The organism is Brevibacillus sp. IT-7CA2 (assembly GCF_949767855.1).
Classification (GTDB): Bacteria; Bacillota; Bacilli; order Brevibacillales; family Brevibacillaceae; genus Brevibacillus.
On the sequence record NZ_CATKQT010000052.1, the window covers coordinates 1 to 22,917 of the forward strand.

Below are 22,917 nucleotides of genomic sequence, written 5' to 3' on the forward strand. Positions count from 1 at the left end.
CCAGGGAATGGCCTTTTTGCTTGTGAATGAAGTTAGCATGTAAAATAGGCGATTCGATTCAGGTCTGTCCCGTAATACTCCCATCGATTCCCTCTCCAGCGATAACCGGTTACAGAGTTACGACTGACATAGACGGGGTAGAACCAGAAAGAGCGACCATTTCGCAGCCAAACGTACGTGTAACGATATAAACAGGGATAGAATCCGCCAGCATCAATCCGACGTGTTCCCCCATAACCTCTTGCTCCCGGTGCACTTGGCGTCCTGCTCGGTGGAGGGCCTGGTGGCGGAGGGGGAAAACCTCCCGGTGAACCGGGGGAACCTGGGGAACCTTCTGGACCGCCAGGGGGAAATTGATATGACATGACGTGTCACCTCCTACTAGTCTCCCTATAGGAAATGCAGCAAACGCACAGATGGTATGTGCGTTTGCCCGCCGTCATTCACCTATTTTTTCCGCAATAGCCTGTATATAAAGTCCTTGTCCGCCACCCCGCAGGCGTCCCCACTCTTTCACCCTTTCGGAGTGTTTCGATTGGCTGTTACTCTGCACAAAAACTGTACAGTCTCTCCCATTTTCAACCGATTTGATCCTTTTACGAGGAAGGCTGTATTTGGCTTCAGCTGTTGTGCTAGACGACGATGCAAGCCTGCCTTGCTCAAGCAATGCCTGACCCGATTTGCCGGAAAACCGGAGAGAATCGCTGCTCTGGCAATATACCTAGCACTTCTTCCCAGCGTATATAAGTAGTCTACATTTTTTTGACTCAAATATTTCCCGACATCCTCATGACCTTTCACGTCGTATGTGCCCATTTCCAACATACTGGCGAGCACCGCGATCTTTGTGGTATGCCCTACCTGGCTTAACACATCAATCGCTGCCTTGGCCGCATCTGGATTCGAGCTGTAGGTATCATCCAGCACCTGAATGTTATTCGCGAGTCGATAGCTGGTTAGTCGTTTTCGCTGTCCGCGAAACTGGCTTAACCCACGACGAATATCATCGACGGGAATCCCCATCGTATGTGCGACTGCGATAGCAGCCAGCGCGTTGTACAAATTATGCTCGCCGGGAATGGGGACAAAAAATGATTCCTTTTCTCCGCGCAAAGAACATTCGAATTGAAACCCATTGCCCTCTATTTTCGTTCTCCCCGCCTTATAGTCCGCCTCCTGCTCCTTGCCAAATGTTATGATTTTTCCCGTGAACGAACCCAGATAAGGCTGTTGAATAAACTGGCGAGAATAGGGACAGTCCCAATTCAGAAAAATGGTTCCTGTGGGTTTCATATGACGAATTAACTCCGTTTTTGCTAACGCCAGCTGCCTGGCATCACCGCCAAAATTTCCGATATGAGCCGTGCCAATATTCGTAATGACTCCCATCGACGGCTGTATGATTTTACAATGCTGTCGCAAATGACCACTTCGATAAATACCATACTCAAGCACTGCGGCCTTGTGCTCGTCCCGAATTCTTTTGGTATGTGCTCTTGTATTTCCCAGGAAGTTCTTGTTGTACATCGATTTATATGTGGGCATGCGGAGATTCAGGATGGAATAGATCATTTCTTTTGTTGTGGTCTTCCCTGCACTTCCCGTCACAGCGATAACCGGCTTGTCGAGAATCAGTGTCTTTACAGGTACAGCAGCAGCTCTTCTCTTCTTTTTCACGGGTATCACCCCTTTGCCTCGTTCTTCTCTCGATCAGCTTTCCTATTGTATGAACGACATAGACAGCCTGTATAGACCATTATCTATGAAAACGTTCCGCTACAATCCAAATCAGACGGACGACTTCTGGAATAGAGTAGGAGGGGAGGTGAAGCGTATGAAAAAGAAGGCCACCATCGCCGCTGTAGGTGACATCCTGATGTGGAAAGAGCAGGTGGCAACTGCCAGACTGCCTGGTACAGATCAATTCTCTTTTACGGATATGTTTCATCCCGTGGCACCGATTCTCTCAGCGGCAGATCTCACGATTGGCAATTTAGAAACCACCTTTTCCGGGAAAACACAGCCTTATCAAATCGGTTCGGCACGAACCGGTTACCCTCGCTTCAACTGTCCAGATGAATTGGCTCGGGACTTGAAAACTTCTGGATTTAACGTATTGACTACAGTGAATAACCACTGCCTGGATGGCGGAGTAACCGGACTTTGCCGAACTCTTGATGTTTTGGATCGATACAAGCTTGCTCATACCGGAACATATCGAAGCCCCGAGGAAGCAAATAGCTACCTGATTAAGGAGGTAAACGGCATTCGCATCGCCATGCTTGCATACACCTACGGGACAAACAAGCAGGTGATCCCCGCTCATACGCCATGGATTGTCCGACTTCTTCATCTTGACACAATATTATCCGACCTGAGAAAAGTCCGTCCTCTCGTCGATGTTGTGATCATCTCCCTTCACTTTGGGATTGAATTCCGCTATACACCAACGACACGCCAGCGACAGCTCGTACAAAGCCTGCTCGACAACGGTGCTGATGTCATCCTCGGAGCTCATCCACATGTTCTGCAACCTGTTGTCACCCCGAGTATCACGACTGCTCACGGAACAAAGAGACAAACACTAGTCGCGTATTCTTTGGGCAACTTCACATCAGAGAAAATGCTCTCGTTTGATCAATCTCAGTGCGGAGCAATCCTGCGATTTACTGTCGAGAAGGATGAGAGGAATCAGATTTCATTCGAGCAAATTTCGGTCATCCCGACCTTTTCGCAACGCTATGTAATTCAAGGGCGTATATGCTTTCGTGTCATCCCCATGCGTTCCTATTTGAAAAGCCCTGATCTGTATGTGCGACCCCTACAGAGAAAAAAGCTCCAGTTGCTGTGGAATCGTGCCATCCGCATCATAGGCAGGTCGCGTGGCGTATTGATTGAATAACACTGGGGCAAACGAGGGAGCAGGCAGTTTGCTCCCTACCCTTCCTCTTTTCCTACATAGATCACGATTGACGATTCACAGAACATTTTGGTAAAATCTCCTTGTAACCAACAAAATAACTTTAGATAGTTACTGAGGAGAGATGACCTGCATGATCACCGTTCGCCGTATCCACTCGGAGGATTTACCTGCATTTCTTGCCTTCCCGGATCATCTTGCGTCCGTTCGGGATGATATAGCTGCTTACCTTGACAAAATGTTCACACAAAGAGCCATGCGTCAGGACTGGTGCTTCGTTCTGGAGGTACAGGGTGAGATCGCTGGTCGTCTTGCCTTCTGGACATTGCCTGGCAGTAATCAAGCGACTGATTTGGTTTTGTGGGAGCTTCCATGGAAAGAGACAGAATGTCCTTCGCTTGGAGCTCATTTCTTACGCGAAGTCTTTACACTCATGGCAGGGAATCTTTCGGAGAAAATCGGCTATGTTCTGGATTCACCTTCCTCCTCTCCCCAATGGCAAACGGATCACCAAGAGCGAAGAAATGTTCTGGAAGCGCTCGGCTTTCGAATTATGCGGGAAACAAACCGCTTCGAATGGCATGCACCGATTGAGGCAACTGTTATACCGTCAAACGAAGCCCATGATCCGATCGTGTACCGCAGTCTTCCTGAGGTTGGCGAGATTGCATTTGTGGATGCCATCATGCGCGTCTCACAATTCACCCATGATCAACAAATTACAGAGGAGTGCTTGGAAAAAGGACCTCTAGCCCAAGCACAGGAAATGTTCAAAGATTTACAACAAATGAAGTACGAACCGGAATGGTGGCAGCTTGCCTATACAGCAAAAAATGAGCTTATTGGTTTTTTGATGCCTACGGTGAGCCCTACCTTTGCCACGATTGGATACATAGGTGTTCTCCCCGAGCAAAGAGGACACGGCTATATAGATCGATTGCTGAAGCAGGCCACAGACGTTCTTGTAAAAGCAGGTGAAACGTACATCCGCGCAGATACCGATGTAAAAAACACGCCAATGGCCAAAGCCTTTTTACGTGCTGGATACCACCAGTTTGCCAGTCGCCAAGAATTTTCCCTGGATCGCGGCTTGTTGCTCTAACAGACATACAAAAAAGGGGGCGATTGCAATAACAATCACTCCCCTTGCTTCCCTTGTATGGACAATATTTATGGGACAATTTCAGACATTTCTTCTGGGCATACAGCTTGCTTTAGCATTACTGTTGCCTGTACCGTATCTACGTCTTTTACCAGTTCAATCTCACTAATGAGGAGCTGCTGCGCATTATCCAGCATCACTTTGTCACTCGTTCCCAATACTTTTTCTTTACTCATACCAACCAAATCGCGAATGACCTCAGATTGCTCGTAAATATCGCCACTCTTCATTTTTTCTGTATGAAGCTTGTAGCGCTGCGCTGCATTCAAGGCGGTGTCGCGTTGCCCCTCTCGCATGGCGGCCAAAACATTCTCCAGAATGTCGGCTTCGACCACCTTTCGAATACCAAGAGCGGACATCTTTTCAACCGGGACCATGATGTTTAACTCTTTCAGCAGCATATTGAGCAAATAATAGAGGTGTTTTTCACCCAGAAATTCTTTCTCCTCCATCGCCTCGATTACGCCTGCTCCGTGCATCGGATAAAAAACCTTGTCTCCAACTTGAAACATACGTCCACCTCCTTCAAAGCAATCTATAATCATTATAACACAAATATCGAATTTAAAATTTTTTATTTTATCATGACGTTTAAAATCAAGTCAACAAAAAATTTACATCTTACTCATTGAGCGTTTCTGTTGCCATTCGCCGCCTAGTTTAAATGCGATCACACCCCCGACAATGACCAGAACCCCAAACAATTGCGTAAAAGTAATTGGCACTTGAACCAGCCCTAACCAGCCGATTGAATCCGACCATAAAGCAAAGCCAAGCTGGGCAGTGAGAACAATGGAGATGGCATACGTTGGGCCAAGCAGTCTCATCCCTTGCACCAGACAAAAGACTACCCCAACGCCGATCATGCCACTGAACCAGTACCACGGTTGCATAACTGGAAGCGAAAACAACTGATTTCCTTCGAAAATGAGACCCATCGTCAAAGAAGACAGAAATCCCATCCCAAGCACAAGTGTCGTGGTAGACCATGTTCCTGCCTTTTCACTTACTTTCCTGTTAAAAATATTTTGCAGGCTGACCAACAAGCCAGCCAGTAACGCGAAGAATATCCCGACTACCATGATTTTGACACTCCTGTCTCATTATTCGTTCGGAGTCTCGCTCGCCATTTTAGCTAAAGCTTCCCTATCCTTGATCAGAAGGAATCCATTGGCACGCTCAATCAGTCCCTCCTTGCAGAACTGCTGGATGACCCGATTCAAATGTCTGTAGCTCGTTCCAATCATATTCGCTGCATCCAAGAGATTGCTCGTACTGATCCGTTCTTTGTTGGCAGAATTCCACTCTTCTATCGAAACGGACAACAAATAACGAGCGAAACGTACTTCTACTGGGTACAGAAGGTTGATGCTTAATGAGTTGGACTTCACACAAAATTTATGCGTAATGATTTGCAGTAAAAATTGCAGGAGTGGAGCGTAGTCTGTACCGTATTTTTTCAACCAGCGATAATGAATCCCGATCATCTGAACAGACGAGGCCGCTTCCACCGAATTCAGATAAGAAATTCCCCTTACGTACTCAATATCTCCGATCACTTCAAGCGGCTTTTTAAAGGAAAGGATCAGGGTTTTTCCTTCGGGGGAAGTCGTAAAAATCTTTACTTTGCCCTTCACTAACACATACAGATGACAGGCCGTTTCGCCCTGAGCACAAATGAGCTCCCCTTGATCAAATTGGAACAAGGACAAATGCGGCAAAAAAGGCTCATGAAAAACAGACGCTAACTGATGGTCACGGAGATATTGTTGCAAAAGCTCACGATTTTCGATTTCCTTCATTCCTCTGTTTCACCCTCTCGTCATCAGGCCCTCAGTATTAGTACCCCCAGAATCATCATTCCGATCCCAATAAAATGCGGCAGCCTCATCTTTTGTTTATCAACACCGAACCACCCATTACTGTCAATGAGAAACGTCAGGCTTAGCTGCGCAATCAAGAGAGCTGAAATTGTCATGGTTACCCCGATATGCTGGATGGCCGTAACATTGCTAAAAATGATAAACGCGGCGAATGCCCCACCTGTCAAATATAACGGTTTCACTCGCCTGTATGCCTGCCATTTTCCATCTCGAAAAAACAACAGGAGTAAAAAAGCCGTGAGGAAGCCCGTTAACTGCGTAAGTGTCGCGGTTTGCCAAGTACCAATATCCTGACTGATTCTTGAATTCGCTACACCTTGCAAGGTAATGAAAACGCCGCCCAAAATAGCAAAAATAATCCCTTTCATCCTCTCACCTCACACTGATCTGTTCCTAATTAAAAAGGATCGCAAGGTGGATAGGGAAGGACATATGTCCTCAGATTTTCGTTGCAAAAAACAAAGAAGAGGACCTTCCCTTTAGAAGGACCCCTCGCTCATTCTTCTCATTGAATCTTGCTTTGTTTCACGATTCCTATCACAAGCAGAACGATCATCCCAATGATGGTGATCGGCAGAAACCATTTCCCAAAGCCGCCTCCCCATCCTAGAGCAATGGAAATCGACTCCAACAAGATTACGGAAAATATAATTAAGCAGCTATTTTTTATTTGGTTCACGATTTTTCGACTGTGCAAATAAAACTGCTCGGCATTCGATTCAGTGAAGCGCGCCGGATAGTTATGGAGCTCCGGATGTTTTTCGAGTACCTGCATGAGGAAAATAATAAAGACGCCAATTCCAGGTAAAAGAAGCAGTTCCCATTTTGAGCCCCAGCGATCTACTTCCCCCAAAGCATTGTAATGGGCAGGCACCTCGTCAGGAAGCTTATTCCATGCAAAGACTAAAAAGAGTAGCGATCCCACGAAAAATAAACAACCAACTACATCCCATAACCATTCGTTGCCTGTCTTTGGTATTTCTATAATTGGTCTCTTCATATTTTCCCCCCTACTGCTGCTCCTCCTACAAACATTTTACCATTTCTGTCCATTTGTGAGTCAAGGTCAATCCGTCACACACTTCTGGGCGTTTTTACATATCTTGATGTGGAGTAAGGAGGGAACAACAGTGAACGACCAATTGCGAGAAAGTATGTTGTTTGAGCATCGTTTTTGGCTACAAATTCTGGGAGATCATGCCCGCTTTATTTTTCAATCACTCGCTCCGAATGAAGAGCGTGAGATTGAAAGAGCCGTATACTTTATCGTGTCATTCGATAACTTACTGGATAACGCCAGGCAAAGCCTCTCTTCCGATGAACTTCACACACTCAACCAGCAAGCAAGTGCACTCACCCAACAACTCCGTGATTTTAAACTCCATATTCTAGAAAGGCACCTCATCAGTAAAATATCCATCAGTCTTCCACCCACGTTTATGAACCACATGGTCAATGAACTAGAAGAATATGAACGAATCTTACATGCTTTCCTCTCCGGAAGCTTGCCACCTGCCAACCACCCGGTAGATCTCCACATCCTCTGGCTTTCCGATGCGGTAGGGCATGCAGCCACCATCTCTTCCCTTTTAGACATGGTGGAAAAAGACTATCAGCTCAAAAGTGAACAATTCACCAAAAAGTTCGAGCATTTTTACCTAAAAGCGGTGGAATTAGCCGGATATCTCCGGACAAACCTGAATAACTTCCCGGCACTACGCCGTTTTAACCATCAAGCAGAAATGGAAATGAAGCTTTTTCAGGTATTCTTGCATGAATTGGAAGAGATGCGGATGCGCGATGAATTGCTAGGAGTCTTCTCCCCGCTCATGGCTGACCATATGTCTCGAGAAGAATGCTACTATTTGATGAAGCTATCTGAGGTTGCCGACGTGCAATCACCTGACTGTTTCCCGACCAGACCGCGAATCGAGTAAAAGATTCACCATTTTCAGAACAGGGCGAAAGCTAAGGGCTTTACGCCTCTTTTTCATTCTTTCTTTGCGATATCCACTCATGCATAAGCAAGCAGGAAGCTGTCCTCATATCCTATAAAGTACCAACGTTAAGGGGGAAGTGTCATGGATCCGATTGAGCATCATAGACACCGAATGCATCACCACATGAGGCAAGCAGAACGTTTTCGCTCTTTAGCTTTTGAACATCGTCATGATCGCATGCGTCATCATACCTTTAGAGAAAGAGAACACTTCCATCGCATGCGGGCCCATCACCACAGAACGCAAATTCATTCGATGCGTCGTTTTTGACATGGAAAACTCCCGTTATTGGGAGTTTTTTTTATGGGACAAGCCAGAAAACGCCCGAAACAATCGTATGGAGAAATGGGCATCATTCTTTTTTTGAATCTGTGCTCATGCCCATTCACGAAACTGGGTAAACGCATAGACATACATCATGTGTGATCAATAGTGGAAAATGGGCTATGGTCCGCCCAAATCCTTATGCGGAGGTACAAAATGACAGATGTTTTTGTTGATCGATCATTAGAGGAAATACGTTTTTGGTCTCGCATCATGAAAGAACACTCCCTGTTTCTCAAATTGGGCTTTAACTGCGAAGACACAAAATTAATTGAAGAAGCGAATCGCTTTTACTGCATTTTTGAAGAAATTGAAAGCCAAGCACTTTCCTTTTCTTCTGACGTAGACCCTCAACGAATCTATGACTTTAATCAAATCGTTCACAATGCCGTTTCATATATTTGGGCTTTTAAACGCAAAGTACTCGGACTCATTATTCGTTGCAAAATCGGTGGTAATAACTTTCCGCTGTTGGTCGATCACGTGAGCAGGGAAGCCGCCTATTTTCGAAATCGATTAGAACAACTGAATACAGGAAACCTTGATCCCTTACCTGATGCGGTGATTAATGAGAATGTCTTCTTCCTACGAATCATGGCCGACCATGCGAAATTTATTAACCATTTGCTCGATCCTTCCGAAAGAAAGCTAGTGGATCAAGCTAGAGAGTTTAGTCATGATTTTGATCAATTATTGTTCCAAGCTCAGGATCTTGATTCCATGCGCCCCCAGTCTCAAACGCAACCGCTACTGAATCAATTTGTCGATCAAAATCGTGTATCCGTCCGTCAATTGCGTGACTTCAAAAAAACTGCTCGTGATCTGATTGAGGAATGCAAAATTAAGAGCATAATCCCCCCATTACTCGCTGACCATGTATTTAGAGAAGCCTCGCATTTTCTAGAGATTTTAGATGCCTTTGAGGTATCCCTTACACACGCCAAGTAGCAAAAATTCACCCGTAAGATTGTCACTTTATGCAAAGTGTATCTTACGGGCGATTGCTATTGGTCGTACCTGGGAACAACAGATTAGCCTAGACATAAAAACGAATTCAGCACCCTGCCGATGTGGATATTTATGTTCGACAATCAGTTTTTTGCTGTCAAACCCAATAGATTGTGGATTGTACGGCCACTTCATTGTTCCACGGTTAGTTTCGAAACTCAGAGCCATATGTTTACCTCCGTATAAAAAGAGATGGGTCATTTATTCGACCCATCTTACATGCTTAATTACTAGGCATTGTAATTGTAACACCGTGAGAATCAGCAAGATTTTTAACAGCAGCGTGATACTCTCGCATTAATTTTCTTCCTTCTGCTAGATTCTCATTAGCTTTAGCAATCTCAGCATAATCTTGCTTCTCAAGTGCTGATACGACCATGACAAACCCACTATGTTGAGAAGTAGCAGCTTCAATAAACTGTTCGTGAACTTCTTGTACTTCAGGAGTAGACGGCCTAATCTTTTCTAGTTCCCCTATGAACTGTGAATAAGTCGGTATAACTTTCTGGGTCAACGTTTCGTACATAACATCGTCATCTTGGAAGTTTGCCCCTGACACTGCGGAATAATCAGCTATCGCTTTTTTCTCAAGTGACGCAATTTTAGGTACTTCGTTATTTATATAATTCAGCAAATCTTCCTGCACTGCATCTGTTCCACACCCTGGCAGTACTATTAATGAAAAAAGCAGTGTAAAAATAATAAGGATTTTTGATTTCAGCATTGGAATCACCTTTCGACAGGACGAAATTATTATCATCAATTATCCCATCATACAAGGCATCTTTCATTGCATATATTCCGACAGAATTCGACTTTATTCTAATTGCCTCATTTTTACTGTTTGTTGTGGCGTTAAAGTTCGATCGTTATAAGTTCGTGAGGCGTAGTTTGAAATACCTTCCGTTTGCACTTGAACCGCACGATTATCTTCAACAGTAACACGTAAATTATTGTTTGAGTGAACCTCTATTGGATTTTGCTGAAGTTTGCTCAAATGATCAACTAAGGTAGGAATCAGTGACGTTGCTTACGACGACGGAGAAGTAGGGCGTGTCATTTCTTCAACCATCTGCTTCTTGTAGCTACTCTTTAGGAGTGGATCGTTATCGATTTCACGTAAGTATTGAAGGCGCTCCCTCTGTTCCTGTTCTCTAAGGTTGCCTTCCTCTCTTTTAGCATCCCCAGTCCTTTTGTAACGCTTTTCGACTCGACACTGCGAGGGTCATCGCTATTTAGCAAGAAATTCTCATTCAAACGCTTTTGAAGGTACGTCTCAATGTTTCCACCACATAGCCTGTTAATAAAAATTCGGAATCCATTGCTGCATTTGATTTTGCCTCCGAAAGTAATTGTTCCGAGAAATTCTGTATAACAGAGGCATATTTCGTATCTTTTTTACTCATCAAGAAATCAATAATTCCTCTTGTTTCTTTACTGTACACAGGAGAGACCATTCCTTCAGGAGTAGACCCGGGCTGTAATTTATTCTGAGCATTTTCAAGCAACCACTGGTCAACACCTGTCGGGCTGTACTCGTTGTAAAAGTTTTTCACTTAGTTTTCATTATAGTATTCACCATACTCGCTTAACCCCCAATACTCTGCTTTTTTATTGAAAATACCGTTAGTGTCCAACTTCGACTTCTCGGTCACTAACAATGGATGAAACACCGCTGTATCCGGTTTTGGCCAATAAAAGTCATAAGGTCCAATTAAACTATTAACAGAAACATATTGATTTCCGTCAGATTCCAAATAATAATAATCATCAGAGTTTTTTGTGTACGTATTATTTATATTGACAATCGGAAAATACTTAATTTCAAGTCTTTCTTCATCAAATTTAGGATATAGCTTGATCCCTTCATTTGGGACGAATGAAGCATTATATCCTAATGTGTCCCCTATTGCATGAACTGGCAGGTATGATGTTCCATCAACAACTATTGCCCTATTATTAAGTGTTTTGCCATTAATGTTTACTGGCAGCTCTCCCTCAATAACCTTACCAACCAAATTAATCACTTCAGCATGTACACTTATCGATCCTCCTATTAATAATTCAAATAAAGTTCCAATTATATATTTACGCATTTTATTCCCCACCAATTCACATTATTTCTTTTTCTTTCGAATATAATTCATGCTTTGATCAATGGACTTGTAAAAATAGTCATACCAAATATTGGGATTAGTACCACTTCAAATTTATATCATAGTCGATCTTTTGGAAGGCTACGGTATAGGCGTAATCTTCCCATTATTACTTTAAATTTCATTATCGAATAGAGGCATCAATTTAACCATCTCAGTCGCTCTTGAGGCTTATTTCATGAAAAAAGACACTCAGATCATACCGAGCACCGTAGCAATTTGCATAATTGCCTCTTTCTTTATTGTGTAGAATTGGTCTTTTGTTTTGTCAAACCTAAATCCAGATATACATTGATGTCCTTCACTCTGGACGTGCTGACATACTTCTCTTCGATGATCTGACGCTCTACTTCATCCAACGATTACTGTAAAGCCCTTTCGATCTGTCGTGCTTTCAACTCATTCGTGGACTCAGACCTTTGAAGCTGTGGAAACAGTTGATCGATCCCCTTCTCCTGTCGCTCCTTTTTATTTTGTACAGCAACACGAAAGGCTTTATATTCTTTTAATGCTTTGACAACAGCCTTTCTGACTTCTTTTTCATCTACTAGTTCCAGAAATGACAGTTGCTCTTGTGCGCTCATCTTTCCAATTCCCACTCGTAGTAGCCCATGGAATAATTTTCTTGGTTAAAGAAATTATTAGGGCTCCCTGATTGGGGACTTATTTTTTGTCTATTTTTTTACTCCCGAAATATTTTGTTAATTATCGCGATTTATTTACTTTAATGCTATCATTCACAAAGGTACAAATTACCCAATGATTACCAATTAAGGTGGTATTAAAATGGATGTATTAGTTTTTGGGATTGTGGTAATGATCTCAATTGTGAATTTGTATTATCTGCTGAAGCAAACCAATCAACATTTACAGAGAATCGAAGACCTGCTTACCAAGTTAATCGATAAAAAGGATTAACATAGTTCATCACAATTTCTCTTGTGTTGAATAGCCTGCAGCAGTTCTGGGTTCAAATTGTTCTGTCTGAGCTCTAATTATTGAATTCCCCCATTTTTTTAACTCATGTAAATTAGTCCAAGCATTATCTCTTTTCCTTCATATGTTGATCCTACGAAACGTAAATAAGCGTAGAAGGTGAAAACATGAAAAAAAAATCATCATCCAAGATTGTGAAAAAAAGAGGTGTAAAACGGACAAAAATCATCACCCTAAGTCGGAAAAATATACGTATAACAGATAGTCTCGGAAATGGCTTTTGGCGCCACCGTTTTCTGCCCATCGAGATTCGACCATATTCATATGAAAATATTAACTTGATACCAGCACCAGAAGGTACTAGGAGGGTTATCAGTGCTGGATGGCTCATTGAACAAAATGAACCTGTATATGTGCTTCAAAATTACCCACTTGGACTAGATAGATGGTTTATGCGTATCTATAACCCAACTGGCTTTTTTAGAAGAGTATTTACTTGGGTAATAACTAAATCGCCATAAAAGGAAATTTGATGGACACGCAGTTGTGCAATTGCTTCGGTTTCGTCAGAAGTCTCGATATAGCGAGAAAACATTTTTGACTCCTGTCTTCTTGCAGGAGTTAAATCTTTTCGCTAGCAAAATTATGTCTGCTGCATTCCTTCCTCCCCTTCTCACAAGTAATGTTTTGACAGATCAACTGCTTTCTTCACGCAGGAATTTCCACCCCCCTGTCCTATTTAATCAGGAAAAGGAGATGATCTGATGACTGAAGTAAAGAAGATCGCTTATAAGAAATTAATTCATCAAGCTTTCCTAGACCTAAAAAACAGTGGTGCTTTTGACGAGGCTACCTTTTATAGAAATTTCCGTATAGCGCATGCATTCCATAATCTCGCAGAGTTTATCGTCGTAGATTTTGTTGGCTTCAATGAAGATGAATTTTGGTCAACAGTCAACGCATTAACCTCTCAATTTGATTTGCACCATTACAGAAAAATTTTCGATGAAGCCGTTATGGAAAGGTGATATTTCAAGATTTCTGATGTCTCTTCATTGGAGCGATCATCTTGTTTATCAAATCGATTTTTTTGTTTAACTAGGTTCATTTCTAAAGCTACCACTAAATGGGTTAACTTTAGTTAGAAGACAGATTTGAATATATGACCTATGTTAAAGTTGCCCGTTGTAAAAACTTTCTTATCCGTTGATGAACGCCGTGTGCGATGAAAGTTGCCTGCCCGGTGTAGGCTCGAACAAAAACCCTCACAAACAGAAGGGAAAAAGTCGAGAATAGCAATCACAAACCTATAATTATCAAGCAAATCGATGTTTTCCAATTAACTTTGAGATTCCCGAATGGACTACTCGAGTTTTCGGATTCTATTAGGGACCCCGACGATGATCCTCTAACTTATTCCATTACTCTAAGTGACAGTAGTATTGCTCAAGTATCCATTGACTGTTCAACTGGTAATGCTAACTTCACCGCATTAAAAGCAGGCCAAACTACTGGTACTATTACAGCGAGTGATGGAATAAGTGGTGAAGTATCTTCCATCGACGAACCCTTAGGAAATCCTAGGGGTCTCTTTTTACTCAATAACTAATGAGTTAAAGGCGGTCCTTATTTATGGTATTGTATTTTGACTGACAAATTTTGAGGTAAAGCAATTGATTTATGCTAAAGTAAAAAACATTATTGATCGATGGGACCCGATTGGGTTAGTTGGTATAGATCCCGAACACGATCATTACCGATTTGAAATAAATGAGATTATTAAACTTCTTCAATCTAACTACAGCACCCCTGAAGAGTTGGCCAAACATGTAGATAGCATTTTCATCGAATACTTCGATGACGAACATTCTCTGAATACACATTGTGTATCCTCATGCTATTACGATCTCGTGCCGGAACAGTCCGGCCTCAGCAGGCTCCATCGGTGGTGGAAAACGGTCGACTTGGAGTTGTAGTAACTGTTTTCCGCGTTTGCTGGTTCCCGCCTTTCGAAAGCCCGCCGCGTGAAAGCATCCGCCCCGCAATTGTTTGCCTACGTATGTGATCATGCCGTCTGCTGGCGGTATGCCGCACATATGTCGCGTAATTCCCAGCGCCAGAACGATCAAGTGGCTAGAAAGGTAGTCTCCTTCGTTCCGAAACAAGGTGCATTCCCACGCATCCTAGCCGTCGTCTCTAATGCCATGTCACCCACAAAGCCTTTTCATCCTCGGTGAGTAGAACCAGATTCTTTCCCGGTCGACAAAACTGGTTGCTACCTGGCTTCTGGCGGGTGTAATGCCGATCAGCCAGAGCCAGCGCCCTTTTGTCGCCTTTATTTATCAGGTTCCACGACATTCCTTTCACCCTCCCATTTATCAAATCGTGTGTTGTGTTCCCATTTCGAAGTAACGGCTTCACCCGCCGTACTCTCTATAAAACTAAATATCTATGCATGCACTTTACTAAAAACCGTTTTAGTGTTACCATTTATTGTAAATAAAACCACATTATTAGGAGGGGCTAACAATGCAAAAACAAGATTTGTTTGATTTAGATGTACAGGTGAAATTTGTAAATCTAGTGAATCCAGACTTGCACGAGCCTAATATGACACAATGGTGCGTAACATTTGTTGGACGCTGCAGCTTGACCTGCTGAGAAAAGCAGTCTTTTAACATAAGTCGGGATACAAAAAATTTCAACTCACTGGCGACAGTGGGTTTTTGTTTTGTCTTAAGTAGGTAATTGAGCCCATTATCCCCAATTACTGTTGTGTTAATTACTGCCGGATGGAGAACCTTTGACCTTCTCGGTTTCCTCGATTGATGGAAGTACCGCTACAGCCACTGTAAATACATCGGGAATCGTACAAATTTCTAGATTTCCCAGTCAAATAGGTATCGTTACAATGACAATCACAGCCACTGATGCCAAAGGAGCAACAGTCTGGGATGCTTTCCAAGTCGATATGCATTAGCCATTTCTGGTGCTTCATGATCATGTAAATGCAGAAATTACATTAACGCACCCTTTGGATATCCAGGGGTGTATTTTTTTCATTACTGAAAGTCTCTTCCTTCTTTACAAAATTACCGTTGTGTTAAGCACGCGTCTCAATCGCCTCAATCGTCCTTTTGCGGCTATGTTGTAGAGTGGCTGCCAGTGAGTTGCAACCTCTATTCCATTCTTCCGCTAAGAGTTAAAAAACTTTTTCGTCCCTCCATCGGTTAGATCAAGCTCTACTTCATGCTTTTCCCATCCCATCACCTTCGTTGCCAGCATGTTGATGACGTGTTCATGTTCCTTCCTACGCTTTGCCATCTGTTCGATTGCGCAATTATCAAGTGCATATTATGTCTGCAATCCTGATACCACCGATCGGAATAATAGTAGCCCTGAGAGGTTCGTCAACCACAAAATATATAGCCCTACCTCCAGGCTAACCGATCAACCTGGCTTCCTGGCACGCTGCTTTTCTGTCCCTTCTGCCATTGATTGCTCACCAGTAGGATCGTTTGTTCTTCACTGAAAGACGACGACAACTTGCATCCCAGCTGCCGTGATCGCCTCTGATCTGCTCTTGTGAGACTTTTTCATTCATACTACACAGGAGCAAGATAGCGGCTGACAAATTTCATACCCGCTGCCAAAGTCACTACAAGACGCTTATTGCACCTTCTGCTGCTGTTCTGCCACTGATGTCTCGTATTTTTCACCGGTAATCCCCTCATATTCTGGTGTTTGATTTGTCATTTGATTTTCTCCTTTGTAATAGTAATTTGCGCTAGGCTATTTCTTTTGGTCCTCCATTCTTTTGATTCGTACAATTACCCATTCCCCCTGCGCTTTGACTGATCCAATAAGAGCCTCTTGATCAGCAAGCAAATAGAAAAGCCACCCGGCATCCGAGTGGCTTCATCCTATTTACTTGTCTGTATTTTACGAGTGTGAATTCTAACCATTAAAAACACTTGTTGTGTAAACTTTTGTAATTTCCCTCAAAATAGTGTCCTCCGCTGCGAACAAACTACCGATTCTGTGGCTGCTTCGTCCGATAAAACTCATTAAACAACTTCATTAACGCTCGCTTTTCGATACGGGATACATACGAACGAGAAATGCCCAGCTCACGCGCAATTTCGCGCTGTGTCTTTTCTTTGTCCTGATCCAACCCAAATCTGCCGATGATGACCTCTTTTTCGCGCTCATCAAGGATGTGAATGTGCTGGTAAATTTTATTGGACTCCAGCTTGAGCTGTACTGCGTCGACCACTTCGTCGGTTTCTGTGCCAAGGACGTCGATTAAGGTAATTTCATTGCCTTCTTTATCCGTCCCGATTGGGTCGTACAAGGATACATCTTTTTTGGTTTTTTTCAGGCTTCTTAGATGCATGAGGATTTCAATCTAAATGTCAAAAGGGGAGCTTAGGCAAACTTAGAATGTGAATATCTCCACGCTCTCTTCAAATACTCTTACTTCCCTTACCACATGACGGATCAGCTCTTTTTTATCCTCAAAGGTTAGCTCATCCTGTGCCTTCGATAAATAATATTCAGCGGCTTCCTGGATCAAGTTGCGGCTATACTCATAATTGACCTGCTGTTTTGTTTGATCCAGCAGCTCGTTTAGACGCTGATTCAGTTTATCTTCCTTCTCCTTCAGTTCTTTCAACTCTTGGCGAATATCTTCTTCACCAATATCTTCTTCACCAGACGCAAACAATTTAAGCAATCTTTTACGTCCTGTTTTGGTTTTTTCAAGTTCTTTTTGCAATCGCTCCAACTCCACTTGCTCGAATGGAGTTTCCACTTTATCTTCCACTGCCACCGCAATCTCGTCAGGATTATTCAACCAGGACGCAACCGTTTCCCAAACCTGATTGTCCAATTGCTCACATCTTATACGGCGACCGCATCCCTTGTTTTTTGCACCTGCGGTATTCTTGACATCGGTATACTCAAATACATGTTGGCTCCAGTTTTTCGCTTTTCTTCCTGGCATCGTATTTCCACAAGTCCCGCAACGTACTAGGCCGCTTAAGAGGTACTCGTTGAAGCTCCGGCCCGCCCATCTTCTTCTAGATTCCTTTAGTAGTCGTTGAGCATGTTCAAACTTCATTTCATCAATAATGGATGGGCAGGGCAGTAATATCCATTCTTCTTTTGGGCGCATTTTCATACGGACTTTCTCATCCGGTTGTCGAAACTGGTTGCCGAGCATCCCTTCTGTATTCCATTTATTCTGATAAAACCTCCCCACGTATGCCTCATTCATGAGCATCTGACGTACCACTTGTCGATGCCATACACTCGATCCCCGCTTTGTAGGAATCCCCTTGCTGGTCAGGTAAACGGCTATTCCATTTATCCCTTCAACAAGATCATTTGGCTGAGTAAACAGATCAAATACAAGACGCACTACTGCTGCCTCAGCTTCATTTATTACTATCTGTTCCTTCTCAGAATCATAACTGTACCCATATATTTGAAAGTCACGGAGAACGCGGCCTTGTCTTGCCTTTTCTCTTCTTCCACGACTCATACGCTCATTTATTTTTGCCTTCTCAAATTCAGCAATCGCTCCACGCATGCTGTAAAAGAGCTGACCTTCAGGAGTTTTTGCATATTCGCCATTTACGAACACAAGCTCTATACCACGTTTATCAAATTCATCTGTAATAAGCAGCTGGTTCATTAGCTTACGCGATAAACGGTCAGGATCCAGACAAACAATCTTTGTTATGACTCCATCCTTTACATCTTGTCTTAGTCTTGAGAGAGCAGGCCGATCTAGGAACTCGCCTGATACATCATCTATGTATTCGGCAACTTCACTCGTCGCTGCCTTCTTCCTGCATTCCCTTAACTGATCGTCGAGGCTGAATCTGCTCTTGGCTTGTTCCTCTGTACTCACCCTGGCATATATTCCGATCATACGGCTTCTCCCTCCTGTACTTGCTTAGTAAATATAGATAACAGGCGGAACGAATACTGTCAGTAGAACTTCCCGGTATAATCTTTACATGCACCGTTCATCCCCTCCTGTCGAGAAGATATGCGCGAACAGCTTGTCAAAAGTAGTGTGGAAACACGAAAAACCCGTCACCTTAAATCAGGGACGGGTTACCGATTTTTTGAATACAGTCCAAGTAAATAGTTTCTAGGGCTATGTTTTTTATCTTAATATTTCCAAAAAAGTAATTTACAATAATTTCCATAATATTATAATATAAGCATGTGCTTATCAAATTGAAAGGAGATGTTTAATCGTGAAAAAGTTTCTGTCTGTGATCTTGGCTTCTGCTGTATTATCCATCGGTGTCCCTTCCGCTTTTGCTCAACATGAAAATACCTCAAACAAGCAAGTTTCTCCTCAACCTGCTTCAACAGTAAACGCTACACATAGTTTCCCATTTACCAATTTGTTGACTACCGAAGAGTACCACTTTAATGCGAAGAGAGGTAGTTTTACGTTACATTATTCTCAACATAGTTCAGGGAATACAGAAGTAAATTACCAATTGTGGTACATCATTGATGATAACAATCACGAACTAGTTCGAGAGATTTTTAGAAAGGGAGATAGGAGTAGTAGTAGTACATTCACAATTCCTAAAGCAGGAGCTTACTATTTTGAAATCACAAACCGCAGTAAAGATAATAACAATCAATATATACCTGTTTCTGGAGAAATAAGATTTACAACCCCGTAATGTGTAACAAGAACAAACCCGCCTCCGCAAAAGGGAGACGGGTTGTTTTTACGCTGCTAGAATAAAATCGACGAATACTGGTGAGCGGAGCATGCCGCTCTTTGTCCAGTTCCGGAATTTGACCTGGACTTTTATCTTCGGTTGAATGTAAACAAATTCCGCTTAATCCTAGCACGATATAACATTCGGACTTAAACTGCTTTTGTATTCCTGCACTTTGGGTAACTACTGCATCCGTAAAATTCCCCTTTTGTTCCTTTTCTTAAAACCATTTGGCTACCACATTTTTCACAAAGCCTTTTTTCAGTTGGAAACTGAGTTATAACTTTTTTGGGATCTAGTTTTGCTGAAGGATTCATCTGGATTATCATTTCAATGAGTGCTTCGCGATTGATCAATTTTACCCCGTTAGAGGCAGCCAGCTTATAAGCAGCATCAGTGAAGTCTCTATTAGTTACTACCCACGAACCCGATGCACCATAATGTTTCATTGCCCCAACGACTTGCTGAATTGCTTCGATCCCAACGTTTTTAGAGTAGCGCTTAGCTTGGACAACTGTTTTAGTGCCATTCTTTTGCAATATCAAATCGGCTCCGAAGTCTCCTGAGGCACGTGTTACTTCTGCTTTAAAACCTTGGGACTTGAATAATAGCCCAAGGTATTGCTCGAATTGTAGGCCATCCATTTTGTCTATTTCGCGTATTCCTGATTTCCTTAATCTCTCTTCTCTCTTTGCGCTCTGAGCAATAGCAATCCAAAGAGCAGCACCCATTACAGCAGCAAAAGCAATTCCACCGATGATAAATGAATTTGTATAGTAATATGCCCCGCCAAATGCAAATAAAGAAAGCAGTCCGACCAACTGGCTTATCGGGTCATCTCCCTTTTTACTTCTTCGTGCCAAAAGTACAGTCCCCTTTCAAAAATAGTTCTTTCAGCATATCTAATCACCTATTTTCTACCAAACGAAACAACTATACACAAATATACAAAATAATAAAAACCCACCCTTCTTTTCGAATAGGCGGAGAGGTTCGCTGTTGTAATCCTTCGGTACATACTATGCACGCCAATTCGCTTGCTACTTGGCGTCGTATAAATAATTGTTAAGGCGAACTTGGCATTCAGCTTTTAAATGCGACACGTTCATGGATTACTCCGAAGAAATTCTAATCACTCAATATTGAAATCATGGGCTTTAATCATCATCTACTATACTGATATGAATATAAAAAAGAGTGAAGTAACCCGAAGGGCAACTTCACTCTTTTGGATTGTTATTCAATTTCTCGGAAGTAGTCGTAAATTCCAGCTACAATCGCATATGCTGCGCGCTCAACTTGATCAGGATCATCATACCAATCTTGATTAATCTTACCAATTTCAAGGAGTGCTTTTGCTTCAGCTACTGTCGTATCTCTTAATACTGCTAAGTCATCCGACCAAGCTATTGCTTGTGTCTGGAAGGTCGTATACTTTGTTGCAATATTCTCAGCCAAAATCTTGGATGCTTTTCCACCCTCTTGATAGGCCGCACCAACACGATTATAAAGATTCTCAGTATTCACATGAATACTGAGCAAAATATCAAGATCGTCATTGGCGTAATACCTATTGATTTTTTTTACTCGCTCATTGACATCCTTAGCGTCGGTCGTACCACCAAAATCCTTATCAGTAATACGAGTCATATAAACTTTTGCACCTTCTGTTTCAAGCATGGTTCTAAGAACTTTACTAAACATCAGAGTAACATCTTTTTCTTGCCGACCCTTATAAACTTTGCCTGGGTGATCGCCGCCATGTCCTGGGTCAAGAGCAATCCTTTTACCTGTCAAATCCATTGTGATTCCACCTTTTAATTTTGGGTAAGGTATTCTGGCCAGAATTTCCTTTCAATATATAAAGTGAAAAACCTGATTGAAAATACAACCTTTGGAAAAGAAAATATAAAAAAACATCCCATATCACAAAATTGTGATTTAGGATGTACATTTAATAAGCGTATGATTATCAAAAACTAGTATTAACAAATAAAAGAATTACGTTTATAATTTTTGGTTAATTTGATTATAATACTCAGTAATTTTCTTTTGAAATGCTTCTACCTTACTGAAGTCTTTTATGTTTAATTCAGCTGATCCGCCTTCTTCATCATTAACATAATAGGTTTGATATATAATATCAATAAATTCTTTCATCATTCTTGTTATTTCAACTAACTCTTTAGTTTGATCCTTACTAAGTTCCATGGATTTCTGGCTCTTTTCAAGGTGGGCAAAGATATCTTTGAATCTGCTTGTAATTGTTTGTAGATATTCGTTCCCCACAATACTATCAGCAACTATTGAATATGCCTTTACTTCTGCAAGTTTATCTTCAATATTACTTACACTTTCCCTATTAAATGTTTCCTCGTGAAACTTACTTTCAATGTCTTGGTAAGTAGTCACAAGGAGAAACAAATTATGTCCTGCTAGAGATTTTACCCTTAACTCTATCCCCTCCTTTTGTATCTGAGTAATAAATGCGTACCCAGCCAAGAATAAAATAATTACTCCTATCGCAATTTTTTTTATCATTGGATACTCCTTATAGTATTAGTTTTTATATAGTATACATTCTTTGTATTATACCAAAAAATGTATATAATTAGAAAGGACTTTAGCCCTCTCCTTCCCATAGCCGAATTTTCTTATTTTTTCAATCCTAAGGGGGACAGCATTATCAATAAATCAGTTACTTTTCTTCGGAAGTTTATACGATTTGACAGCTTTAATCATCCGAAATATTATCTCTTGATGTATGTCTTCACGTACACCTATATCCGTGAATTTTAACGACTTCCGAATCTTTGGCTCAAATCTTTCTATGATCTCTACCATCGCACTCTCATCATTATTTTGCGCTCGCTTTACCAGCGTTAACAGGCTCATGTATTCCGCCTCCCTCCAGCTGTTTTCTGAGCTTCAGTAACGCTCGTTTCTTTGTTTTAGATACGGCTTGCTGGCTAACGCCTAACAGACTTGCAGCTTCCGCTTCTTTGAGATTCCTCAAATAAAGAAGTTTAAGTATCTCCTGTTCCTTTTCTGTGAGGGTTTGAACAGCATCCAAAACTCGTTTGTCAGCTAATACATCTTCCCACTCAGATGTGTCCTCCCGTTCACTTTTGTTTGTGTCGCTAACAAGGTTGTCTACAACCATTTCAATCTCGTCTGTAGGCTGGCATACCTTGCCTATCTTTTGATTACGAACAGCCAACTCGATAGCTGTAAAACGAATGAGTGACGAAATAAATTTGGTCAATTGGACCTCAGCGTAAAACTCCTGAAGTCTACTATCCAATTCATCACTCCTCAGCGTGTCGCCCGGTGAAGCAAGCACTCGTTGGTATAGTAGTTGATTGTCTGCTTGAGCTAGAAATGCATCCAGCAACTTCTGATTAGCTACGTCTGTAAGTTTGATCACGAAGTGCCTCCTTCCAAAAGGGGATCGTACGTTCGAGTTTCCGATAAAAAAAAGAGACGTGCCATAATTACACTGACACGTCCCGAACCACTCTATCCATTTTACTAAACAATCCAGTTTGTTTGCTTAATAATCCTGTAGTGTAAACTTTTGTAATTAATTGTACAGCAGATTCACCTTCTCGGGACACTCCACACGCCTTATTGCAGAAAATATTCAATCCCTTTTAGAATCTGTATTTGTGCTTCCTCGCTGATACCAACGTAAGTCCCCACAATAGCCAGACCGCCTGTGATAATAAGCAACACAGATTTCTTATGCTTGCTCAAAAAGTTATTCATGA

Annotated in this window: 31 protein-coding genes and 2 pseudogenes; 10 read left to right on the forward strand and 23 right to left on the reverse strand. The window is 42.1% G+C overall.

Features of this window, described 5'->3' with window-relative positions; translation table 11 throughout:
* Positions 1-32 precede the first annotated feature (32 nt).
* Together ACM6JA_RS25605 and ACM6JA_RS25610 are read right to left on the reverse strand one after the other, a co-directional pair.
* Complete coding sequence (locus ACM6JA_RS25605) at positions 33-365, reverse strand: transporter (RefSeq protein WP_414854662.1); 333 nt, start codon at positions 363-365, stop codon at positions 33-35.
* Between the two features lie 148 nt (positions 366-513).
* Complete coding sequence (locus ACM6JA_RS25610) at positions 514-1,683, reverse strand: UDP-N-acetylmuramoyl-tripeptide--D-alanyl-D-alanine ligase (protein WP_414854918.1); 1,170 nt, start codon at positions 1,681-1,683, stop codon at positions 514-516.
* Positions 1,684-1,834: 151 nt separating this feature from the next.
* Here ACM6JA_RS25610 and ACM6JA_RS25615 point away from each other — a divergent pair, with 151 nt between their 5' ends.
* Positions 1,835-2,902, forward strand: a complete 1,068-nt coding sequence (locus ACM6JA_RS25615; RefSeq protein WP_414854663.1) for a CapA family protein — start codon at positions 1,835-1,837, stop codon at positions 2,900-2,902.
* Positions 2,903-3,053: 151 nt separating this feature from the next.
* A complete protein-coding gene (locus ACM6JA_RS25620; protein ID WP_414854664.1) occupies positions 3,054-4,022 on the forward strand; it encodes a GNAT family N-acetyltransferase in 969 nt (322 codons plus the stop codon).
* 68 nt (positions 4,023-4,090) lie between these two features.
* Here ACM6JA_RS25620 and ACM6JA_RS25625 read toward each other — a convergent pair whose 3' ends face one another.
* The 5 genes from ACM6JA_RS25625 to ACM6JA_RS25645 form a co-directional block, all read right to left on the reverse strand.
* A complete protein-coding gene (locus ACM6JA_RS25625) occupies positions 4,091-4,594 on the reverse strand; it encodes a CarD family transcriptional regulator (RefSeq protein WP_414854665.1) in 504 nt (167 codons plus the stop codon).
* Between the two features lie 102 nt (positions 4,595-4,696).
* Entirely contained in the window at positions 4,697-5,164 is a 468-nt protein-coding gene (locus ACM6JA_RS25630; protein WP_414854666.1) for a DMT family transporter, read from the reverse strand.
* A 21-nt stretch (positions 5,165-5,185) separates the two neighbouring features.
* Positions 5,186-5,884: a Crp/Fnr family transcriptional regulator gene (locus ACM6JA_RS25635; RefSeq protein WP_414854667.1), complete on the reverse strand. Its 699-nt coding sequence runs from the start codon at positions 5,882-5,884 to the stop codon at positions 5,186-5,188.
* A gap of 23 nt (positions 5,885-5,907) precedes the next feature.
* On the reverse strand, positions 5,908-6,333 hold the full coding sequence (locus ACM6JA_RS25640; RefSeq protein ID WP_007727844.1) for a DMT family transporter: 426 nt from the start codon (positions 6,331-6,333) through the stop codon (positions 5,908-5,910).
* A gap of 137 nt (positions 6,334-6,470) precedes the next feature.
* On the reverse strand, positions 6,471-6,965 hold the full coding sequence (locus tag ACM6JA_RS25645; protein ID WP_414854668.1) for a DUF1648 domain-containing protein: 495 nt from the start codon (positions 6,963-6,965) through the stop codon (positions 6,471-6,473).
* Positions 6,966-7,071: 106 nt separating this feature from the next.
* On the opposite strand from ACM6JA_RS25645, the gene ACM6JA_RS25650 reads away from it, so the two are divergent.
* On the forward strand, positions 7,072-7,902 hold the full coding sequence (locus ACM6JA_RS25650) for a DUF2935 domain-containing protein (RefSeq protein ID WP_414854919.1): 831 nt from the start codon (positions 7,072-7,074) through the stop codon (positions 7,900-7,902).
* Positions 7,903-8,115: 213 nt separating this feature from the next.
* On the opposite strand, the gene ACM6JA_RS25655 is transcribed toward ACM6JA_RS25650, so the two are convergent.
* The gene (locus ACM6JA_RS25655; RefSeq protein ID WP_414854669.1) at positions 8,116-8,238 is read right to left on the reverse strand and encodes a hypothetical protein; all 123 of its coding nucleotides are present in this window, start codon (positions 8,236-8,238) and stop codon (positions 8,116-8,118) included.
* 207 nt (positions 8,239-8,445) lie between these two features.
* Here ACM6JA_RS25655 and ACM6JA_RS25660 point away from each other — a divergent pair, with 207 nt between their 5' ends.
* A complete protein-coding gene (locus tag ACM6JA_RS25660; RefSeq protein ID WP_414854670.1) occupies positions 8,446-9,237 on the forward strand; it encodes a DUF2935 domain-containing protein in 792 nt (263 codons plus the stop codon).
* Between the two features lie 283 nt (positions 9,238-9,520).
* Here ACM6JA_RS25660 and ACM6JA_RS25665 read toward each other — a convergent pair whose 3' ends face one another.
* From ACM6JA_RS25665 to ACM6JA_RS25680, 4 genes and pseudogenes are all read right to left on the reverse strand, one after another.
* On the reverse strand, positions 9,521-10,021 hold the full coding sequence (locus ACM6JA_RS25665; protein ID WP_414854671.1) for a hypothetical protein: 501 nt from the start codon (positions 10,019-10,021) through the stop codon (positions 9,521-9,523).
* A 529-nt stretch (positions 10,022-10,550) separates the two neighbouring features.
* Complete coding sequence (locus tag ACM6JA_RS25670) at positions 10,551-10,853, reverse strand: hypothetical protein (protein ID WP_414854672.1); 303 nt, start codon at positions 10,851-10,853, stop codon at positions 10,551-10,553.
* Positions 10,854-11,405 (reverse strand): hypothetical protein, encoded by a 552-nt coding sequence (locus ACM6JA_RS25675; protein ID WP_414854673.1) that lies wholly within the window; start codon positions 11,403-11,405, stop codon positions 10,854-10,856. It lies immediately after the preceding gene.
* Positions 11,406-11,645: 240 nt separating this feature from the next.
* Positions 11,646-12,037, reverse strand: a pseudogene (locus ACM6JA_RS25680) (ArpU family phage packaging/lysis transcriptional regulator).
* Positions 12,038-12,239: 202 nt separating this feature from the next.
* Here ACM6JA_RS25680 and ACM6JA_RS25685 point away from each other — a divergent pair.
* The 4 genes from ACM6JA_RS25685 to ACM6JA_RS25700 all read left to right on the forward strand — a co-directional run bounded on the left by ACM6JA_RS25685 (position 12,240) and on the right by ACM6JA_RS25700 (position 14,365).
* On the forward strand, positions 12,240-12,371 hold the full coding sequence (locus tag ACM6JA_RS25685) for a hypothetical protein (RefSeq protein WP_255438263.1): 132 nt from the start codon (positions 12,240-12,242) through the stop codon (positions 12,369-12,371).
* 185 nt (positions 12,372-12,556) lie between these two features.
* Positions 12,557-12,910 carry a hypothetical protein gene (locus ACM6JA_RS25690; RefSeq protein WP_414854674.1) on the forward strand — a complete coding sequence of 118 codons (354 nt, stop codon included), beginning with the start codon at positions 12,557-12,559 and terminating at the stop codon, positions 12,908-12,910.
* A gap of 243 nt (positions 12,911-13,153) precedes the next feature.
* Positions 13,154-13,417: a hypothetical protein gene (locus ACM6JA_RS25695; protein ID WP_414854675.1), complete on the forward strand. Its 264-nt coding sequence runs from the start codon at positions 13,154-13,156 to the stop codon at positions 13,415-13,417.
* Between the two features lie 645 nt (positions 13,418-14,062).
* Entirely contained in the window at positions 14,063-14,365 is a 303-nt protein-coding gene (locus ACM6JA_RS25700) for a DUF1871 family protein (RefSeq protein ID WP_414854676.1), read from the forward strand.
* On the opposite strand, the gene ACM6JA_RS25705 is transcribed toward ACM6JA_RS25700, so the two are convergent.
* Together ACM6JA_RS25705 and ACM6JA_RS25710 are read right to left on the reverse strand one after the other, a co-directional pair.
* On the reverse strand, positions 14,282-14,554 hold the full coding sequence (locus tag ACM6JA_RS25705) for a hypothetical protein (RefSeq protein WP_414854927.1): 273 nt from the start codon (positions 14,552-14,554) through the stop codon (positions 14,282-14,284). The genes ACM6JA_RS25700 and ACM6JA_RS25705 overlap by 84 nt on opposite strands.
* Positions 14,555-14,585: 31 nt before the next feature.
* Complete coding sequence (locus ACM6JA_RS25710; protein ID WP_414854677.1) at positions 14,586-14,747, reverse strand: hypothetical protein; 162 nt, start codon at positions 14,745-14,747, stop codon at positions 14,586-14,588.
* A gap of 427 nt (positions 14,748-15,174) precedes the next feature.
* Here ACM6JA_RS25710 and ACM6JA_RS25715 point away from each other — a divergent pair, with 427 nt between their 5' ends.
* Complete coding sequence (locus tag ACM6JA_RS25715; protein ID WP_414854920.1) at positions 15,175-15,369, forward strand: Ig-like domain-containing protein; 195 nt, start codon at positions 15,175-15,177, stop codon at positions 15,367-15,369.
* 215 nt (positions 15,370-15,584) lie between these two features.
* On the opposite strand, the gene ACM6JA_RS25720 is transcribed toward ACM6JA_RS25715, so the two are convergent.
* The 3 genes and pseudogenes from ACM6JA_RS25720 to ACM6JA_RS25730 all read right to left on the reverse strand — a co-directional run bounded on the left by ACM6JA_RS25720 (position 15,585) and on the right by ACM6JA_RS25730 (position 18,327).
* Positions 15,585-15,713 (reverse strand): hypothetical protein, encoded by a 129-nt coding sequence (locus ACM6JA_RS25720; RefSeq protein ID WP_414854678.1) that lies wholly within the window; start codon positions 15,711-15,713, stop codon positions 15,585-15,587.
* A gap of 706 nt (positions 15,714-16,419) precedes the next feature.
* Positions 16,420-16,794: pseudogene (locus ACM6JA_RS25725) on the reverse strand (sigma-70 family RNA polymerase sigma factor); the annotation flags it as partial.
* A 33-nt stretch (positions 16,795-16,827) separates the two neighbouring features.
* Complete coding sequence (locus ACM6JA_RS25730; RefSeq protein ID WP_414854679.1) at positions 16,828-18,327, reverse strand: recombinase family protein; 1,500 nt, start codon at positions 18,325-18,327, stop codon at positions 16,828-16,830.
* 334 nt (positions 18,328-18,661) lie between these two features.
* Between ACM6JA_RS25730 and ACM6JA_RS25735 the strand changes: the two genes are divergently transcribed.
* Positions 18,662-19,105: a hypothetical protein gene (locus ACM6JA_RS25735; RefSeq protein WP_414854680.1), complete on the forward strand. Its 444-nt coding sequence runs from the start codon at positions 18,662-18,664 to the stop codon at positions 19,103-19,105.
* Between the two features lie 191 nt (positions 19,106-19,296).
* On the opposite strand, the gene ACM6JA_RS25740 is transcribed toward ACM6JA_RS25735, so the two are convergent.
* From ACM6JA_RS25740 to ACM6JA_RS25765, 6 genes are all read right to left on the reverse strand, one after another.
* Entirely contained in the window at positions 19,297-20,010 is a 714-nt protein-coding gene (locus ACM6JA_RS25740; protein WP_414854681.1) for a restriction endonuclease, read from the reverse strand.
* A 373-nt stretch (positions 20,011-20,383) separates the two neighbouring features.
* On the reverse strand, positions 20,384-20,950 hold the full coding sequence (locus ACM6JA_RS25745; RefSeq protein ID WP_414854682.1) for an N-acetylmuramoyl-L-alanine amidase family protein: 567 nt from the start codon (positions 20,948-20,950) through the stop codon (positions 20,384-20,386).
* A gap of 204 nt (positions 20,951-21,154) precedes the next feature.
* On the reverse strand, positions 21,155-21,688 hold the full coding sequence (locus tag ACM6JA_RS25750; protein ID WP_414854683.1) for a hypothetical protein: 534 nt from the start codon (positions 21,686-21,688) through the stop codon (positions 21,155-21,157).
* A gap of 153 nt (positions 21,689-21,841) precedes the next feature.
* Complete coding sequence (locus tag ACM6JA_RS25755; protein ID WP_106653618.1) at positions 21,842-22,042, reverse strand: helix-turn-helix domain-containing protein; 201 nt, start codon at positions 22,040-22,042, stop codon at positions 21,842-21,844.
* The gene (locus tag ACM6JA_RS25760) at positions 22,005-22,574 is read right to left on the reverse strand and encodes a sigma-70 family RNA polymerase sigma factor (RefSeq protein ID WP_414854684.1); all 570 of its coding nucleotides are present in this window, start codon (positions 22,572-22,574) and stop codon (positions 22,005-22,007) included. Before ACM6JA_RS25760 ends, ACM6JA_RS25755 begins: the two co-directional genes overlap by 38 nt.
* A gap of 200 nt (positions 22,575-22,774) precedes the next feature.
* The gene (locus tag ACM6JA_RS25765) at positions 22,775-22,915 is read right to left on the reverse strand and encodes a hypothetical protein (RefSeq protein ID WP_414854685.1); all 141 of its coding nucleotides are present in this window, start codon (positions 22,913-22,915) and stop codon (positions 22,775-22,777) included.
* Positions 22,916-22,917 lie beyond the last annotated feature (2 nt).